General features: G+C 67.5%; 12 protein-coding genes. 6 read left to right on the top strand and 6 right to left on the bottom strand.

The annotated features are described in order from the left end of the window. Positions 1-14: 14 nt before the first annotated feature. Complete coding sequence (locus tag BW981_RS17205) at positions 15-5,273, bottom strand: alpha-2-macroglobulin family protein (RefSeq protein ID WP_076441448.1); 5,259 nt, start codon at positions 5,271-5,273, stop codon at positions 15-17. 357 nt (positions 5,274-5,630) lie between these two features. Here BW981_RS17205 and BW981_RS17200 point away from each other — a divergent pair, with 357 nt between their 5' ends. The 4 genes from BW981_RS17200 to BW981_RS17185 all read left to right on the top strand — a co-directional run bounded on the left by BW981_RS17200 (position 5,631) and on the right by BW981_RS17185 (position 10,254). Continuing rightward, the gene (locus BW981_RS17200; RefSeq protein WP_210188687.1) at positions 5,631-7,064 is read left to right on the top strand and encodes a serine protease; all 1,434 of its coding nucleotides are present in this window, start codon (positions 5,631-5,633) and stop codon (positions 7,062-7,064) included. 124 nt (positions 7,065-7,188) lie between these two features. Then, positions 7,189-8,178 (top strand): tripartite tricarboxylate transporter substrate binding protein, encoded by a 990-nt coding sequence (locus tag BW981_RS17195; RefSeq protein WP_076441444.1) that lies wholly within the window; start codon positions 7,189-7,191, stop codon positions 8,176-8,178. 80 nt (positions 8,179-8,258) lie between these two features. Beyond that, entirely contained in the window at positions 8,259-8,726 is a 468-nt protein-coding gene (locus BW981_RS17190) for a tripartite tricarboxylate transporter TctB family protein (RefSeq protein ID WP_076441442.1), read from the top strand. Positions 8,727-8,736: 10 nt separating this feature from the next. Continuing rightward, positions 8,737-10,254, top strand: coding sequence for a tripartite tricarboxylate transporter permease (locus tag BW981_RS17185; RefSeq protein ID WP_076441441.1), 1,518 nt, complete (start codon positions 8,737-8,739; stop codon positions 10,252-10,254). Positions 10,255-10,311: 57 nt separating this feature from the next. Here the strand turns inward: BW981_RS17185 and BW981_RS17180 are convergent, their stop codons facing one another. Beyond that, on the bottom strand, positions 10,312-11,061 hold the full coding sequence (locus BW981_RS17180; RefSeq protein WP_076441439.1) for an enoyl-CoA hydratase-related protein: 750 nt from the start codon (positions 11,059-11,061) through the stop codon (positions 10,312-10,314). Between the two features lie 141 nt (positions 11,062-11,202). On the opposite strand from BW981_RS17180, the gene BW981_RS17175 reads away from it, so the two are divergent. Next, positions 11,203-12,588: a hypothetical protein gene (locus BW981_RS17175; protein ID WP_076441437.1), complete on the top strand. Its 1,386-nt coding sequence runs from the start codon at positions 11,203-11,205 to the stop codon at positions 12,586-12,588. Positions 12,589-12,603: 15 nt separating this feature from the next. Here the strand turns inward: BW981_RS17175 and BW981_RS22680 are convergent, their stop codons facing one another. From BW981_RS22680 to BW981_RS17160, 3 genes are all read right to left on the bottom strand, one after another. Beyond that, entirely contained in the window at positions 12,604-12,846 is a 243-nt protein-coding gene (locus tag BW981_RS22680; RefSeq protein ID WP_139333820.1) for a hypothetical protein, read from the bottom strand. A gap of 601 nt (positions 12,847-13,447) precedes the next feature. Further along, positions 13,448-13,606 carry a nitroreductase family protein gene (locus BW981_RS17165; protein ID WP_083712444.1) on the bottom strand — a complete coding sequence of 53 codons (159 nt, stop codon included), beginning with the start codon at positions 13,604-13,606 and terminating at the stop codon, positions 13,448-13,450. Positions 13,607-13,783: 177 nt separating this feature from the next. After that, positions 13,784-15,493 (bottom strand): lysine--tRNA ligase, encoded by a 1,710-nt coding sequence (locus BW981_RS17160; protein WP_076441480.1) that lies wholly within the window; start codon positions 15,491-15,493, stop codon positions 13,784-13,786. A gap of 236 nt (positions 15,494-15,729) precedes the next feature. Here BW981_RS17160 and BW981_RS17155 point away from each other — a divergent pair, with 236 nt between their 5' ends. Next, positions 15,730-16,878, top strand: coding sequence for an amidohydrolase (locus tag BW981_RS17155; RefSeq protein WP_076441433.1), 1,149 nt, complete (start codon positions 15,730-15,732; stop codon positions 16,876-16,878). Positions 16,879-16,966: 88 nt separating this feature from the next. Here the strand turns inward: BW981_RS17155 and BW981_RS17150 are convergent, their stop codons facing one another. Beyond that, complete coding sequence (locus BW981_RS17150; RefSeq protein WP_083712442.1) at positions 16,967-17,794, bottom strand: transporter substrate-binding domain-containing protein; 828 nt, start codon at positions 17,792-17,794, stop codon at positions 16,967-16,969. Positions 17,795-17,844: the final 50 nt, after the last annotated feature.

Here is a 17,844-nt window from a genome sequence, read left to right as displayed (position 1 = left end):
GCGCCCCATCCTCATCACCGCGCCGAGCTGATCTCCACCGTGCCGAAGCCCGTGCGGCCGAAGCGGTCGGGCCGGTACATGTCCTCGATCACGGCCGCGGGCGAGACGTAGCGGCCGGGCGAGACGGCGCGGGCGATGTAGGCGACGGTGTAGGAGAGCTTGTCGTTCTTTCCGCCCATCCGCTCGAAGGCCGCGACATAGCGGTCGTCGCGGGCCTCGGTGTGGACCGGCGAGACCTCCTGCTTCAGCCAGTCGAGCCCCGCGGTCGAGGCGCCCTCCGTCAGGTTTGCGTTCTCGATCTCCAGCCCGGCCGGAACCGGATCGACCAGCAGCAGGCGCCCGAAGCGCGGGGCGGCCTCGGTCACCGTCAGCGCCACGACATAGCGCTCGTTCTGGCGCAGGCGGGCGGGGTCGGCCCGCTCGCCCTTCATCGTGTAGATCACGCGCTCCAGCCCGAAGCCCTGGTTCAGCGCCGGCTCCGGCGCCGTCGGGATGCCGGCAACGGTGATGACCGCCTGGGCATTGGCGCTGCCGGGATTGGCGATGGTCAGCGGCCGGGCTTCCAGCGCCTCGGCGGCAATCGTGCGGTAGAGCGGGCCCTTGCGGGAGGCGCCGTCGACGGTCAGCGTCATGCCCTCGGCGTCCTTGGCCATGGCCTGTGCGGCCAGCACCATCCAGCTCTGCTCCTGCGTCGAGGTGTAGCTGTAGCGGGCGCTGTTGCGGGTGGCGTCGAGGATCGACACGGCGCGCGTGATGTCGGCGCGCTCGCCGTTCGATTCGGCGATCAGGGCCAGCACGCCGGCGCCATCGCGCAGGCGCGAGCCGTAATCGGGCCGCGAGAGCCCGTCATCGCTCGCCTGCTGCAACAGCCCGAGCGCGCTGGAGAAGGCGGCGCGGCCGCGGGTACGGTCGCCCAGCGCCGACAGCGCGGCGCCGATCTGCGCGCGGCCGAGCGCGGTGCCGAAATCGCCGAGCTTGTTGTCGGCGAGATAGCGCAGGTCGCCCATCACCGGCCGGCCGTTGCGGGCCAGCACATAGAGCGCATAGGCGATGCCGGCCGCCTCCCCCTTGTTGATGTCGCCGGTGTTGACGACCTGGTTGCGCAGCCGGTCGAGCGCGAGGTTGAAGGCGATGGCCGGCACCGCGAACTGCTTCTCGCGGGCCCGCGTCAGGAAGTCGGTGACGAAGGCATCGAGCCAGAGATCGTCGCCGCCGACGCTCCAGAGCCCGAAGGAGCCGTTGCCGCCCTGGCGGGCGAGCACGCGCTCGATCGCATTCTGGACGCGCTCATCGGCCTTGTCGTCGAGCGCGAGCTTCTCCATCGAGGCGAGCTGGTTCACCGCCAGCAGCGGCAGGGCGCGCGAGACGGTCTGCTCGGTGCAGCCATAGGGGTAGCGGTCGAGCGCCTTGAGCAGCGCCGGCACGTCGAGCGACGCGAAGGGCGAGACCGACACCGAAACCTGTCCCGAACCCGGAACGAGATCGGCCAGCAGATCGGCCGAGACGGTGACGGACCCGCCATTGCCCGGGATGGAGCGGACGATGCGGCGGGCCAGCGTCGCAGCCGAGGGCTTCACCTGCACGGCGAGGTTCTGCACCGTGCCGACGCCGTTTGGTCCGGAGACGCGGACATCGAATTCGGCGCGGCCGAGGCCTGCGGCGGTGACGGGAATCGTCATCTGCGTGCGGGCGCCGGCCGCGAGCTGCATGGTGCGACGGGTCGCGTCGGCGGCCACCAGGACCGGCCCCTTCACGTCGAGATCGACGGTATAGGCACCGGCAGGGCCCTCGACATTGTCGACCTGGAGGAAGAAGCGCGACTGGTCGCCGATGGCGAGGAAGCGCGGCAGCGTCGCCTGCGCCACCACCTGGTCGCGCACAATCACATCCGCGCTGGCCTGCCCGGTGCGCCCGGCCGACCAGGCGACGCCCATGACGCGCACCGTGCCGTTGAAGGCGGGCAGCTCGAACTCGACCTTCGCCGTGCCGTCAGCCCCGACCTTGACCACGCCCGAATAGCGGGCGAGCGGCTCCTGCGTCGGCTTCTCGCCTTCGAGCTGCGGGGCGGCGTCGCCGCCGCTGCGGATGGTACCGCGCACACCCTGCATGCCGTCGATCAGATAGCCGTAGAGGTCGCGCAGATCGTGGCCGAGCTGGCGCTGGCCGAAGAAATAGCGGCTCGGGTCCGGGCTCTCATAGCGGGTGAGGTTGAGGATGCCGACATCGACTGCGGCCACCGTGACATAGGCCTCCTCGCCGGATGTGAACCCTGCGAGCTTCACCGGGAGCGACAGTGTCGTCAGCGGGCGCACCAGTTTGGGCGCGCCGAGATCGACCGAGAGCGTGCGCTGCTCCTTGCCGATCTGGAACCAGGAGAGGCCGATGGCGCGGCCCGGCAGGCGCTTGGCGGCGGTGTCCATCGGCCGATGCGCGAGCACGACGAGATAGGCGCTGGCGCCCCATTCTGCCTTGACGGGAATAGACGCGGTGGTGCCGCCCTCGGCGATGTCGATGGTGCGCAGGTCGGCGACCTTGTCGGTGATCACGGCGAGCGTCGCCTTGCCCGAGAAGCGCGGCGAGAGCCGCACCTGCAGGCTCTCGCCATCGGCGTAGGAGGCCTTGTCGAGGGCGACATCGAGCACGTCGGGCGTATCGGCGGTCTTGTCGCTCTCATAGCCGATGCTGAAGGAGATCGCGGTCGCGGCCTCCTCGGCCCCGTCCGAGGTCACGTCGAGGCGGTAATTGCCCCATTCGACGGGGGCGGCGATCTTTGCCGGCGCATCGGCCGAGACCGCGACCTCGCCATCGGCGACGCGGCGGGTGGTGGTGACGCCCTCATAGTTCCAGCGGCCGTCCTGGAAGAACCACTGATAGTTGCGGCGGACCTTGGAGAGCACCCATTTCACGCCCGGCCGGGCGATGCGCCTGCCGTCGCCGCTTGCCATGATGACGTCGAAGCTCGCGGTCTGGCCGTTGCCCAGATCGCCATCCTTGAAGGCCTTGCGCACACCGATGGCCGCGCCCTTGGGCACGATCGGCAGCGTCACGGAGCGCGCGATGGCCCGCCCGCCGGGCTCGCCGACGCGCACGGTCATTTCGACCTCGAGCGGGCGGTTGGTCTCGGCCTGCTGGACGGGGTTCGAGATCGTCGCCTTGCCGGCGGCGTCGGTGGTGGCGCTCTCCTCGAACTCGGTCTGCACCGGGTCGAAGGCCTCGTCGGTCAGGCCGACCTGATAGTCCTTGAATCCGGGAATCGCGCTCTGGCTTGCGGCGCGCAACGTCATCGCGCCGGTGACGTCGAGGGCGGAGCCGGGTGCGCCATAGAGGTAGCGGGCTGCGACGTCGAGCTCGGCCGGCTGGCCGGCCTGAAGCACCGGCGCCTTCGGCGTGAGGGTCAGCTCCAGCCGCTCGGGAACGTAGTCCTCGACGAGGAAGGAGGTCTCGCCGATCGGCTGGCCCTTGGGGTCGGAATAAGCCAGCACGCGCCAGGTGCCGGTCGCGGCGCCCGCAATGAGCGGGATCGAATAGGCCCGGCCGCCGGCGCCCTGGTCCTCGACCTGACGGCGGCGGTACTCGACGCCGTCCGGGCGCTTGACGACGAGCGTCAGCGGCAGGCCGGTGACGGCAGCGCCCTTCGCATCGCGCAGCAGCGTGGTCAGGAACACCGTCTCGCCGGAGCGATAGACGCCGCGCTCGGTGTAGAGATAGGCGTCGAGCCCGGCGGGGGCGACACGGCCCTTCACGCCGCGATCCGACAGATCGAAGGCGGTCTGCTTCAGGTCGAGGAAGCCGTAATCCTCAGCGAGGCCGGCGGTGACGAGGCCCGGCGCATTGCCGCCCTCGCCCTTGGCGAGGCCGGCATCGAAGCGGGCATAGCCGTTGGCGTCGGTCCTGGCGGTGCCGAGCACCTCGTTGTTCCTGGCGATCAGCCGGATCTCGGCATTGGCGACGGGCCTGGCATCGGCGAGCGAGCGGGCGAGCACATGCACGCCGTCCGGGCCGGAGAAGGAGGTGAGCCCCAGATCGGAGACGACGAACCACTGCGTCGCGCGGGTGGAGCCGTCATCGTAGCCGTCGCCGTCGTCGCCGGCCGGCACCGAGGCCGCCCCGCCCGAAGGCTTGGCGAACATCACATAGACGCCGGGCTTGAGCGCGCCGACCGCCTCGACCACCGGGAAGGCGGTGACGACGTCCTTGTTGAGTTCGGACTTCACCTCCATCGTGCCGGTCCAGACGCTCTGCCCCTTGTCGGATGCGATCTGCTTGGCCGACCAGGAGCCGAGCTGGCCCAGGAAGTCCTCGGAATGGACCGAGTTGATCAGGTTGCGGTCGCCGATCCGCATCACCTCGAGGTCGAGCCGGCCGGCATTGACCGAGACGACCGGGATGCCCTGCTGACCTGTGCGCGGCAGGACGTAGTTCTTGCCGGTGAAGCGCACCGAAGGGGTGCGGTCGCGGACATAGATCTCGTAGTCGGCCGATTTCAGCAGCGTCTCGTCGGGGATGGCGGAGGGCACGCCCTGGCGGATGACGATGGCGTAGCGCTCGCCATGCTTCAGCCCGTCGACGCAGATCTGCCGATCCTCGGCGCTGACGGCGAAGTCGCCCTTGCCGCCCGAGATCGCGACATAGGGCGCGAAATCGACGCGCCCGCGCGCCAAGGCTTCAGAGAACTCGAAGCAGGCGCGGGGGGAGGCGGCGTCGGAATCGGTCTTGTTTGAGACCAGCCGGAAGCCGCGTTTCTCGCGCAGGGTCTCATAGGCGCTCTGGAGCGCCGGGTTGGCCGCGATGTCGAGGCTCAGGCGATAGGTGGTCAGCGCCGGGCGCCAGAGTTCGTAGCGCTCGAAGGTCTGGGCGAGAACGCCGAGCGAGGCGGCCTCGTCGGCGCGGCCGGCCGCGCGGCTATAGGCCAGATAGGCTGCGGTGATGGCGCGCTCGCGCAGCTCCCAGCGCTCGCGGTAGTCGCGCGGCTCGATCCCGGTGGCGGCCCGCGCCATCAGGCGCCAGGCGGTCGCATTGTTGGGGTCGGCGACGACGGCGGCATTGGCGAGCGGCAGGACGGCCCGGGCGTCGCCGCGCGCCAGCGCGATCTCGCCAGCCCGCACGAGATCGGCCGCCGGGCGGTTTGCGGCTGCAACCTCGCGTTTCAGCCGTTCCTCGAGCCTCACCCCATCGGCTGCCAGATCGTTGCGCACATAGGCCTTCTGCGCGAAGGCGGGCGCCGCAGAAACGAGCAGGGTGAGCGCGAGCAGCAGGCGGGCAAGGATGGGCATCTCGATCCTCTGGGGCCGGAGCAGCCAGCCTGGCTGACTCTGACGTCCGTCCGATGACGGGCGAAAGCGCCGGCAGGCTATCACTGCCGGATTCGCGCGCAAGTCGTGTGGATGAAGGAGGCGGTGGATGCGTCGGCCGGTATAGCCTCAGCAGTCTGAGTCAGCGGGTCATCCCGGACGGAGCAAAGCGGAGATCCGGGATCCATGCCTGAGCGTTCTCGGCGAGGTTCCGGCATGGATCCCGGGTCGCCCTGCGGTCGCCGGGATGACCCGCGCCTCTGGGTTGCGCCGTTCCGGTTGCGGTGCGGGGCATTCTGAAGCTCAATGCGGCCGCGATCCGCCCGCGAGGACCCGATGATGCTGCCTGTACGCCGAAACGGCCCTTGGACGATGTCGATGGTGACGGTGCTGCTGCTGACCTCGCTCGGCTTGGCTCATGCGCAGGCTCCCGCCCCCGCCCCCAACCCGCAGATGGCGACGGCCCAGGCGAGCTTCGAGGCCTTGCCCGAGGCGGAACGCAAGGCGATCCAGGCCGATCTGATCTGGGCGGGCGGCTTTACCGGTGCGACCAGCGGCTCCTTCGGCGCGCTGACCTTCCGGGCGATCAACACGTTCAAGAGCGGGCGCGGGCCGGCGGACGGCGTGCTGCCTCCCGCCGAACGGGCGGCGCTGGCCAAGGCGGCGCAGGCGGCGCGCGATGCGGCCGGATTCCGGCTCATCGCCGACGACAAGACGGGGGTCAGGATCGGCGTGCCGACCAAGCTCCTGCCGAAGCGGGACGTGACGCCGGCCGGCAGTCGCTGGCAGAGCGCCGACGAGAAAGTGACGCTCGACACCTCCGCCTCGCCGCCGGGGGACAACCTCGCGGCGCTGTTCGAGAAGGCGACCACGGTCAACCCCAACAGCCCGCGCAAGATCACCTACAAGCTGCTCAGGCCCGATTTCTTCGTGGTGACCGGTGAGACGCCGACGGGCAAGTTCTACCGCAGGCTCGCGGCTGGGCCGCAGGGGCTGCGCGGCTTCTCGATCGGCTACGACAAGGCGCAGGCGGCGAGCGTCGACAAGCTGGTGATCGCCATCGCGGGCAGCTTCGAACCGTTCCCGAGCGGACCGATGCCGACGCAAGGTTCCGCGGTCCCGGTTGTAGCGCAAGGGCTCCCCGCCGGCGGGACGCCGCTTCCGGGAGGCCAGCCGGCGGCGCGGCCGAACATCCGCTCCGGCGTCGCGCTCCTCGTCGGGGACAAGCTCGCCCTCGGCGCGGCCGCGACCGCCGAAGGTTGCCGCAGCCTCAGCATCGGCGGCCGCAATGCGAAGCTGCGCGCGAAGGACGAGGCGAGCGGCCTCGCCCTGTTCGACCTCGACGGCGCGGTCGTCGCCAAGCCGATCTCGCTGGGCGGCCAGGCCAGGCCCGGCGTGCCTCTCGTGCTGATCGCCTATGGCAGCGGTGCCGGGCAGCCGCAGGAGCAGGCCCTGCCCGGCGAGGGGGCCGAGGCCGGCGGCAGGCCGGCCGTGCTGGCGCCGCTCCAGCCGGGCCAGGCCGGGGCGGCGGTCTTCGACCGCCAGGCCCGGCTCGTCGGCACCGTGGCGAACGAGCCCGCCGGCCAGCTCGTCGCCGGCGTCGCGCCCCTGCGCCGCCATGCGATGGTCGGTGGCGAAGCGATCCTGAGCCTGCTGGCGCGAAACGGCGCGTCTCTTCCCGTCGCGGGCGGGCAGGCGGGGCCCGAACTCAGCACCGGCGCCGTGGTGAGCGCCGTGGGCTCCGCCGTCGTACCGCTTCTGTGCGGGCGTTGACCGGCGAAATGGGAGGTTGTCACACGTAGCCGGATAGGCTCCTATACTGGAGTCAATCAAAGGGGGCCCCGTCACGGACGAGGAGCGCCCGGACATTAAAACGATTTAGCGGAGGAATACCCGAATGACCCTCATCAACAGACGCAGTGTGCTCAAAGGCGCGGCTGCCGGCGCGGCTGGCCTGATCGCCGCGCCGGCCATCGCCCAGGCCAAGTTTCCGTCCCGGCCCGTGACCGTGGTTTGCCCATGGGGTGCCGGCGGCGGCACCGACGCCGTGGTGCGCATCATCGGCGCGCTGCTGGAGAAGAGCCTCGGCCAGCCCTTCAATGTGGTGAACCGCACCGGCGGCTCGGGCGTCGTCGGGCATTCGGCCATCGCGAGCGCGGCCCCTGACGGCTACACGCTCGGCATCATCACCTCGGAAATCGCGATGATGCACCATCAGGGCCTGACCAAGCTGACCTATGCCGACTATACGCCGCTGGCGCTGATGAACAGCGACCCTCCGGGCGTGCAGGTTCGGGGAGACTCGCCCTACAAGACTGTGGTCGAGCTGGCGGAGGCGATCAAGACCGCGCCGGCCGGCAAGATGAAGGCTTCGGGGACCGGCCAGGGCGGTATCTGGCACCTGGCGCTGATCGGCTGGCTGCAGGCTATGGGTCTGAAGCCTGATCATGTGGCGTGGGTGCCCTCGAACGGTGCGGCACCGGCGATGCAGGATCTGGCGGCCGGCGGTATCGACCTCGTGACCTGCTCGGTCCCGGAGGCGCGCGCCATGCTCGATGCCGGCAAGGCGCGGTCGCTGGCGATCATGGCAGCCGAGCGCAATCCGCAGTTCAAGGATGTCCCGACGCTGAAGGAGGCGATGAACATCAACTTCACGCTCGGGTCCTGGCGCGGCATCGGCGGCCCGAAGAACCTGCCCCCGGACATCGCGAAGCTGCTCTCGGCGGAGCTCAAGAAGATCTACGAGGCCAAGGAATACAAGGACTTCATGGATTCCCGCGGCCTGACGATGATCTACGCCAATGCGGAAGACTTCCGGAAGTACATGGCCGATAGCGACAAGGCGATGGGCGACTTCATGAAGGCGGGCGGCCTGGCCAGGGGCTGACGGCGCTCTGCGAGTGCGTTTCGCGGCGCGCCGGCACCAGCCGGCGCGCACTTCTGCGTCTTCTCCTGCCAGGTCGATCCATGCGTTTCAACGACACCATCGTCGGCGCCGCTTTCGTTCTTCTCGCGGCCGCCATGATCGCGCTGACATTCTCGTTTCCGTCCTTTCCCGGCCAGAACTACGGCCCGAGCCTGTTCCCGCGGATCCTGGGGGCGGGCATCATCCTGTGCTCGCTTGTCCTCATCATCCGCGACCGGCGGGAGGTTAAGGCGCCCTGGCTGAAGCTGGCGGCCTGGACGCGGGATCCGCGCAAGGTCCTGTCCTTCGCGCTGATGATCGCCGCGATGCTATTCTACATCTTCGCCTCCGAGACGCTGGGCTTCATCCCCTGCGCGTTCGCGATCCAGATCGTGCTGTTCCTCTGGTTCGGCGTGAAGCCTGTGACAGCGGTGATCGTCGCCGTCGCGATGACGCTGCTGGTCAACTGGTTCTTCGGTTCGATGATGCTCGTGCCCTTGCCGCGCGGCATCCTCGACAGCCTGCTCTGAGGAGGCGGCGATGGCTGCAATCGAAACCGCCTTCGGTCTTGTTTTCCAGTTTCAGGTGCTGGCCGTCATTCTGGGCGCCGCGATGTTCGGCATGTTCGTCGGCGCCATGCCCGGCCTGACCGCCACGATGGCGACCGCGCTGCTCGTGCCGGTGACCTTCTTCATGGATCCCGTTCCGGCGCTGGGCGCCATCGTGACCGCGACGGCGATGGCGATCTTCGCCGGCGACATCCCGGCCGCCATGCTGCGCATGCCGGGAACGCCGGCTTCCGCGGCCTATGCCGACGAAAGCTACGAGATGACCAAGAAAGGTCAGCTCGACCTGTGCATGGGCGTCAATCTGGTGTTTTCCGTCATGGGAGGCATCTTCGGCGTCATCGTGCTGATCGTGCTCGCGCCGGCCCTGGCGGAGCTGGCGATCAACTTCTCCTCCTTCGAGTATTTCTGGTTGGCGTGCCTAGGCCTGACCTGCGCCGTCTTCATCGGCAGCGGCGACGTGGTGAAGGGCCTGCTGTCGTTGTTCCTGGGGCTGGCGATCGGAACGGTCGGCATCGATCCCGCGGCGGGCCAGCCGCGTTTCACCTTCGACAATGTCGACCTGCTGGCGGGGATCAACTTCATCCCCACGCTGATCGGGATGTTCGCGGTGTCGGAACTGCTGCGTGGCGCGGTCTCGCTCGATCAGGGCAGCGCCATGGTGCAGCAACAGGTCGGGAGGCTTCTCCGCGGTGTCGGCGGCGTCTGGCGCAAATACTGGAAGAACTTCTTCCGCGGCTCCATTCTGGGGTCGTTGATCGGCGCCCTGCCCGGAGCCGGGTCCGATATCGCGGCCTGGGTGTCCTACGCCCTGTCTAAGAAGCTGTCGAAAGAACCTGAAAAATTCGGGACCGGCCATATCGAAGGCATTGTCGACGCGACATCGGCGAACAACGCGGCACTCGGGGGCGCATGGATTCCGGCTCTCGTCTTCGGTATCCCCGGCGATTCCATCACCGCCATTGTCATCGGCGTGCTCTATATGAAGGGCATGAATCCGGGGCCGAGCGTCTTCCTGCAGACGCCGCAACTGATCTACGCTGTCTTCATCATCTTCATCCTGGCCAACCTCATCATGTTTCCGCTGGGTTGGGCGGCGATCAAGTCGGCCAAGCAGATCCTGAGGGTGCCGCGCAACATCCTGCTGCCGGTCATCCTGATCTTCTGCATGGTCGGCTCATTCGCGATGACCAACTCGCTCTATGGCATCGTGCTCATGGCCGTCATGGGCGTTTTCGGCTGGTTTCTCGAAGAGCATGGCGTACCCGTCGCGCCGCTGATCCTCGGTCTCGTGCTCGGAGAGATGCTCGAGCAGAACTTCATGACGTCGATGATCAAGTCGGACGGGTCGTTCCTGGTGTTCTTCGAGAGGCCGATCGCGGGCGTTCTCGGGGTCTGTACCGTGGTGATCTGGGGTCTGATGCTGTGGCGGATGCTGCCCTTCGGGAAGAGGACGCAGATCGTGCCCGAGGGCGAGGTGACGCCGCCCTGAACCTGTCGGGCCGCGGAGGCATGCTTCGCGGCCGGCAACACCACGCCGTCGCCGCCGCTACCTCTTCAGGAAGGCGGCGAAGGCTGCCATCGCCTCTGGCGAACGCAGGCGCTCGCCGAGATGATGCGCCTCGATCGCGATGGTCTCGGCCACGGCGTTGTCCGTGCCGCGCTTCAGCAGCCTCTTGGTGAGGGCCATGGATTCAGGCGGTAGCGCGGCCAGGGCCTTGGCCTTGCCGAGCGCGTGGTCCAGCGCCGTGCCCTGGGACACGACGGCGTTGAGGAGGCCGGCCTGCATCGCGGCCTCGGTGCCGAAAGCCTCGCCCAGCATCAGAAGCTCGGCCGCCTTCTTCGCGCCGGCCACGAGCGGCAGGAGATAGCTCGATCCGCCCTCGGGCGACAGGCCGAGCGTCACGAAGGGCAGGCGGAAGGTCGCGCCCTCGCCGGCGAAGGCGAGGTCGCAATGCAGCAGCATCGTCGTGCCGATGCCGACCGCGAAGCCCTCGACAGCGGCGACGATCGGCTTGCGGGCGGTCGAGATCGCGGTCAGGAAGTCGATCGCGATGCGCGGCCCTTCGCCCGATGCGGCGGCGATCGCGAAGTCCTTGATGTCGTTGCCGCTGGTGAAGCAGCCTCCGGCTCCGGTCAGCAGGACGGCGCGGATCGAGGCGTCGGCCTCGGCGGCAGCGAGGGCTGCGATCAGCCCGGCATAGCTCGCGCGGTCGAGCGCGTTCTTGCGGTCGGGCCGGTTCATCGTGATCTGCATCACGCCCGCTGCGACGGTTTCGGTGACGACGCTCTCGCTCATGGTCCGGCTCCTGCAACACAGCCGGGATCGCACGCAGCTTCGCGCAGGGTCAAGCCGCGGAGAAATCGCTGCGATGCCATTGACAGCATCATTCCACAACCTATGGTAGAGAGATAATCTCGGCTAACCCTGGGGCGTGCAATGACAAGCGAAGAAGACCTGCTGAAGTCGCTGCTCGAAAAGATCTATCTCCTCGTTTGTGGCCCGGACACGATCAACAATCTCGCTCCGGTGGGCGGCAGCTACGTCTCGTTCTGTCTGCCGGGCATTCCACTCGGCAAGGACGATCTCGATTTCAGCTTCGTTGAACTCAACAAATCAGAAATCGCCGCCGATTTCGCCAGTTTGGTCAATACAGTTCCGCCGCCCCGCGGCCAATGGGTCCCTTCCGACCGTAAAGTCGACGCCTATTACAAGCGCGTGTTAAGCGAAACGATCCGCCCCGTCGTCACATTGAACAACAACGAAAAGAAGCGGCTGGCGTCAGCTCAAGAGATGCTTACCCGCATGGTCGACGCTGTCGATCTGACCACTGGGGCGACCAAGAAGGTACCGGCGGACACGCCCCTGTACGAAGCCTATCAGGAACGCATGGGAGATTATCTGGCAGCTCTCACGACCTATAGGAGTCTTCAGGCCGACTATCTTGGGCGCCCGAACGATCCCGCCGCTCAGAGCGAATGGTTCACCAAGGCCGGGATTCTGCGGCAAAAGGTGCAACAGAAATACGACCGTTGGCTCGCCGGAGGCAAAACCCAGATCGAGGAGGCTATTGCAACGATCGCCGAACTCGGCCGAGGGACGGGCGAACGATGGCAGCGAATGAAGGAAGTCGTGCGCCTGGCCGAGCAGACGACACCAGAGGGGACACCCTATCTGTTCACCAAGTTCTTCCCTTCAAAATTCTGGGATGAGGCCCACGCGACGTCCTGGACGAAATTCTCGATGGGCAGGGAAGAGGTGCACACCGTCAATGAAACCTCCTCGACCAGCTTCGGCGGTGGCGGCGGTTTCAATCTGGGGCTCTGGTCCGTCGGCGGTTCGGCTTCCTATGCCGAGCAAAAAAGCCGCTTCAAGAGTGACGGGCTGATCTCGAAGGTCGAAGTGGAGCTGGTGCGTATCCCGATCCGGCGCAGTTGGTGGGATGCGACGATATTCTGGGACCGGGGCTGGAAATTCGACCCGCAGATTTCGAACTTGGTCCTCAGTGACGGGAAGATCCCGCCGAACGGCGAGTTGCCCGCATATCCGACCGCGATGATCGTCGCAAAAAACCTCAAGCTCGGCATCGACATGACGAGTGAGGAGAACACGCATGTCGCCACGCAGTTTTCCGCGAGCGCCAGTGTCGGCTGGGGGCCATTCTCGGTCCGGGGCAACTATTCGCGCAATACCGACCGGAAAACCCACGACTTCACGCGAACCGCGGCGGGCATCGAGTGCGCTGGAATGCAGGTCATCGGCTTCGTCTGCGAAATGCTGCCCAAGTCGCCCGACCCTGATCCCAACCTCAACTGGCAAGCTTGAGTTCACGACATGCGCTTACAAATTGCGATCGTCGTCACTGCAATGTTTGTCGGTGGATGCCAGCTTGAGCGACGCGTCGGCGAGCTGGAGGGCGGTCTGCACTCCGCCGATCGCAACATCGAGCGGCAGGCACGTGACATCCAAAGGGTCAGAGGCCGCATGGCGGCTTTGCAGCAGGAACTCGACGGAGTGTCCCGGCTTCGCGTTGTCGTTCCGGCCGGCCGCGAAGTAGCCATCTATGGCAATCAAAGCGGTCACAACACGCTCGTCTCAGTTCTTAACGCTTCGGGCGCGCAGGGTCTGCAGATCAAGACGCAACGTATTCCAAAGCCCAGCGATACCGGGACGGCACCCCTCCCGGAGGACTTCGAGAAGACTAACTGGCTCGACCTCTCGGCTCGAGGTAGCAGGCGCCAGCTTGCCGTGCCTTGCGGCTTTGAACTGCGGGCCAAATCGCCTTTGCCGGCCAGTATCGCGGTCTTGGTCAAGCGTGAGTCGGCGCAGTGTCAGTCGCCCTGACAGGCGCATTCAGGAGAAGAATTCGCTTCAAGGAGCCTGGCGAGCGTCAAGAGGCCTGCCATCCTGCGCAACCAGGTGGCCGCCAGCGCCTTCGCGATCAGCGCGCGGATATTGGGTAATCCGCAGATCCCGGCGAAGGGGGTGAAGCCTCAACCCTGCTCCACACCCTGCTCCACGCCGAACGTCACCCGATAGACCGCCTTCCATCACTCGCCGGAAGCGCCAGCCTGCTCCCGCAGGCGCTCGGGATGATAGCGGTATTCCTCGACGCCGGGCCGCTTCCCGGCTTCGTGTGCCGCAAGCAGCGCGACCTCCAGTCGCGACCGGGCCTGCGGACCGATCACCCGCAGGCGCCAGGCTGCATGTTGCTCCCGCTCGGCGTGCAGGCGGCGAGCGCGATCAAGTGCTGCAGCAGCGCGGGATCGACGGGCGTCGGTAGAAAGGCGCGGAGGGCGCGGCGCGAGGTGATGGCGTGCTCGACGGCTTGGGTGGGTGTCATTGGATAATTCCTGTTGATGACATCAAACCCACCTCGTCATCCCGGGCGACCGACAGGGAGACCCGGGATCCATTCCCGAACCCCGGCCGGAAGCGTTCCGGAGTGGATCCCAGATCGGCGCCGCTGCGCGGCTTGTCCGGGATGACGGCGCGTTTCTCCCGATGGCAAACGCCCGTCTCAGCCCGCTTTCCGCGCTTCGACAAACGCCGCATGCTCGGCGACCAGCTCGCCCGCCAGCCCCTTGGCGATCAGCGCGCGGGTGTTGGCGATGCCATAGATCGCGGCGAAGGAGCCGAAGCGGGGGCCCTGATCCTCGCCGAACATCACCTGGTAGATCGCCTTCCACCACTCGCCGGAGACGCCGGGGCGCTCGGGCGTCGCATTCTTGGCGGTGAGGTTCTGGTAGCGCGGGATGGCGCGGGCGACGTCGAGGGCGGTGTCCTGCACCATTTCGGGCGTCGGATCGGCCGGCAGGGCGGCCAGTGCGGCGTCGAGCCTGCTGAAGGCGTCGCGCTCGACCTCGTCGGCCTCGCGATAGCTCTTCGCCGGCTTCACGAAATCGCGGAAATAGGCGATCGCGTAACCGACCAGCGCATCGAGGCGCGGATGGGTCTGCGGCGAGATGCCCGGCGCATAGCGCTGGAGGAAGCCCCAGAGCACGGTCTTGTCCTCGGAGTTCGCCACCGCGACGAGGTTCATCAGCAGACCGAAGGTGATCTGCGTGCGGACGGCGTTCTCGCCCTCGCCGGAGGCGACGACCTCCGGCTGCGGCGGGTTGCCGGCATGGATGTGCCAGACCGGGTTGCCGAGCCGGTTCTTCCAGTCCTGCTTCTCGTAGCCAGTCAGGAACTGCAGATATTCGTCGATCGCGCGCGGGATCACGTCGAAATGCAGCTTCTTGGCCTCGCGCGGGCGCTGGAACATGTAGAGCGCCAGGCTCTCCGGCGGGCCATAGGTCAGCCAGTCCTCGATCGTCAGGCCGTTGCCCTTCGACTTCGAGATCTTCTGGCCCTGCTCGTCGAGAAACAGCTCGTAATTGAAGCCTTCCGGCGGCGTGCCGTCGAGCGCGCGCACGATCTGCGAGGAAACCTTGACCGAGTCGATCAGATCCTTGCCCGCCATTTCGTAATCGACGCCGAGCGCGACCCAGCGCATCGCCCAGTCCGGCTTCCATTGCAGCTTGACGTGGCCGCCGGTGACGGGCGTGACGAAGCGCTCCTGCGTCTGCGGGTCGGTCCAGGCGATGGTGCCGGCCTCCGCATCCACCTCGTCGATCGGCACCTGCATGACGATGCGCGTCTTCGGGTGGATCGGCAGGAAGGGCGAATAGGTCGCCGCCCGCTCCTCGCGCAGGGTCGGCAGCATGATCTTCATCACCGCATCGTAGCGGGCGAGCATCTTGAGCAGCGTGCCGTCGAACTCGCCAGCCTTGTAGCTGTCGGTCGAGGACTTGAACTCGTAGTCGAAGCCGAACCCGTCGAGGAAGGCGCGCAGGCGCGCATTGTTGTGGCGGCCGAAGCTGTCGTGCGTGCCGAACGGGTCCGGGACCTCGGTCAGGGGCTTGCCGAGATTGGCGGCCAGCAATTCCTTGTTCGGCACGTTGTCCGGCACCTTGCGCAGCCCGTCCAAATCGTCCGAGAAGGCGACGAGCCGGGTCGGGATCGTGTTGCCGGTCAGCACGCGGAAGGCGTGGCGGACCATGGAGGTGCGGGCGACCTCGCCGAAGGTGCCGATATGCGGCAGGCCCGAGGGGCCGTAGCCGGTCTCGAAGATCACCGTCTTCTTGCCCGATTTCTCGATCCGCGCCACCAGCTTGCGAGCTTCCTCGAACGGCCAGGCGGCCGAGCGCTGGGCGGCTTCCACAAGGGCGGGGTCGAAGGCGGGCATGTCGGGCGGTGTCCTCTCCGTCAGGAAAAACGCGGAAAGGGGCTTTCGCAGATTGCGAAGGCCGGCGTCAATGCACGCATCGCTCCGCCAGCCCGCATGGTGAAGGCCGGTCCTGACGGACGATGCCGCTTCGTCGGCCTTCGACCGCAGGGGCGGCATGCCGGGCGGCCGGTTGTCCAGGGGGCCGCCGCTCCTCTAACGTGCAGCCGAACACGCTTGGCCCAGAGGATGACGCCTTGAACCACGACCTGCACGAGACGCTCACCGCCTGGCGCCGTCATCTGCATGCCCATCCCGAGCTCGGGCGGTACGAGCAGGCGACGAGCGCCTTCGTCCAGGAGAAGCTGACCGAGCTCGGCGTGCCGTTCACGCCGGGCGTCGGGGGCTACGGCATCGTGGCGACGCTGAGCCGCGGCGGCTCCGAGCGCTCGGTCGGCCTGCGCGCCGATATGGACGCGCTGCCGATCGTTGAGGCCAACGACCTGCCCTACACCTCGCAGAATCCCGGTGTGATGCATGCCTGCGGCCATGACGGGCATACCACGGCGCTGCTCGGCGCCGCCGCCCTGCTCAAGGAGGATCCGAGCTGGAGCGGCACCGTGCAGCTCGTCTTCCAGCCGGCGGAAGAGGGGGCTGGCGGGGCCCAGGCGATGCTGGCGGACGGCATCCTCGAGCGCTTCCCGATGCAGCGGATCTTCGCCCTGCACAACTGGCCGGGGCTGGAAGCGGGCACCGTCGCGGTGCATCGCGGGCCGGTGATGTCTGAGCCCGGGCGCTTCCGGATCACGCTCAACGGCAAGGCCGGGCACGGCGCCCTGCCCGAGCAGGCGCATGATCCGATCGTGGCGATGGGGCATCTCATCGTCGCGCTGCAGACCATCGTGGCGCGCAATGTCGATCCGATGGAGTCGGCGGTGGTCTCGATCGGGCAGGTGCATGGCGGCACCGCCTCGAACCAGATTCCCTCCAGCGTCTTCATCGAGGGGACGTTCCGGACCTTCGTGCCGGCGGTGCGAGACCGGCTGCTCGCACGGATCCGGACGATCGCTGAGCATGTCGCCGCGACCTTCGAGATGACGGCGGATGTCGAGATCATGCATGGCAGCGCGACGGTCAACACGCCGGCGGAAGAGGAAATGGCGGCCGCGGCCGGGGAGGCGGCAGGGCTCGCCGTCCGCCGCGACCTCAAGGCCTCGACGACCGGCGAGGACTTTGCGCATTTCCTGCAGAGGCTGCCGGGCTGCTACATCTGGATGGGCAATGGCCCGACCGCGCCGAACGGCGAGCTTCACAACAACCGCTACAACTTCAACGACGCGATCCTGCCGGCGGCGTCGGGCTGGCTCGCCGCCGTCGCCAAGCAGGCGCTGGCCAGCAACGCCTGAGGTCGGGCCGCCTTGTCATTCCGGGTTTCACGCCTGCGGCGTGCCTCGGAATGACGCTCGTTCGGTGGCAACCGCCGCTCCGAGAGCCTCAAAACGGGCTGACCGGGAAGAACCTCAGATAGAGCCTGGCATAGGTGCCATCGTCCCACAGGCTCTGCAGCGCATAGTCGATGGCGCGCTTCAGAGCGGGGTCGTCCTTGCGCAGGATGAAGGCGACGCCTTCGCCGAAATAGGTGCTCTCCAGATAGGGCCCGCCGGCGAAGGCGAGTTCGCCCTGGCTGCTCGCCAGCAGCAGCGAGAGCGAGACGCCGTCGGCAAAGAGATATTCCGCATCGCCGCTGCGCAGCGAGGCCAGCGCCCCGTTCAGGCTCGGCGCCGGGCGGCGCTGGGCGAAGGGCATCAGCGCCTCGAGGAAGGCCTCTTGGGCGGAACCGGCGACCACCGCGACGCGGCGGCCCTGCAGGCTTTCGACGTCCAGCTCCGGGCGGGCATTGCCGCGTGTCGTCAGGAAGCGGGCCGGGTTGCGGAAATAGAGGTGGCTGGCCACGAAGCGTCGGCGGATCGGCACGGTGAGATTCATCGCCCCCGCCACCACTTCGCCACGGCCTTCCGCGAGCGAGTCCAGCAGCGTGTCGAAGCGGCGTGCCTGGATGGTGCAGGTCCAGCCCAGCTTCTCGCAGACCGAACGCGCGAGCTCGACCGAGAAACCGGTCAGCGCTCCGTCCGGCGCCGTGAAATGGAAAGGCGGATAGTCGTCATCGGTCAGGAAGCGCACCACCCGCGGCGGCCCGGGCTCCGGCCTGTCGAGCCGGATGCGCGGGTCCCAGAAATTGGGAATGGCGATGCGCGGCGGCTCCTGGGCCAGCGCCGTGGCGGCAGTGAGGAGCAAGACCGCAAGGGCGAGCGCGCGAAGCATCGCCACGCATCTGGCGCGGGATGGGGGCGCGGATCAAGTGGCGGGGCACG

The organism is Allobosea sp. TND4EK4, assembly GCF_900156025.1.
GTDB lineage: Bacteria > Pseudomonadota > Alphaproteobacteria > Rhizobiales > Beijerinckiaceae > Allobosea.
The sequence above is the reverse complement of the archived record's forward strand: the minus strand, read 5'-3'. Positions and strand labels throughout refer to the sequence as shown.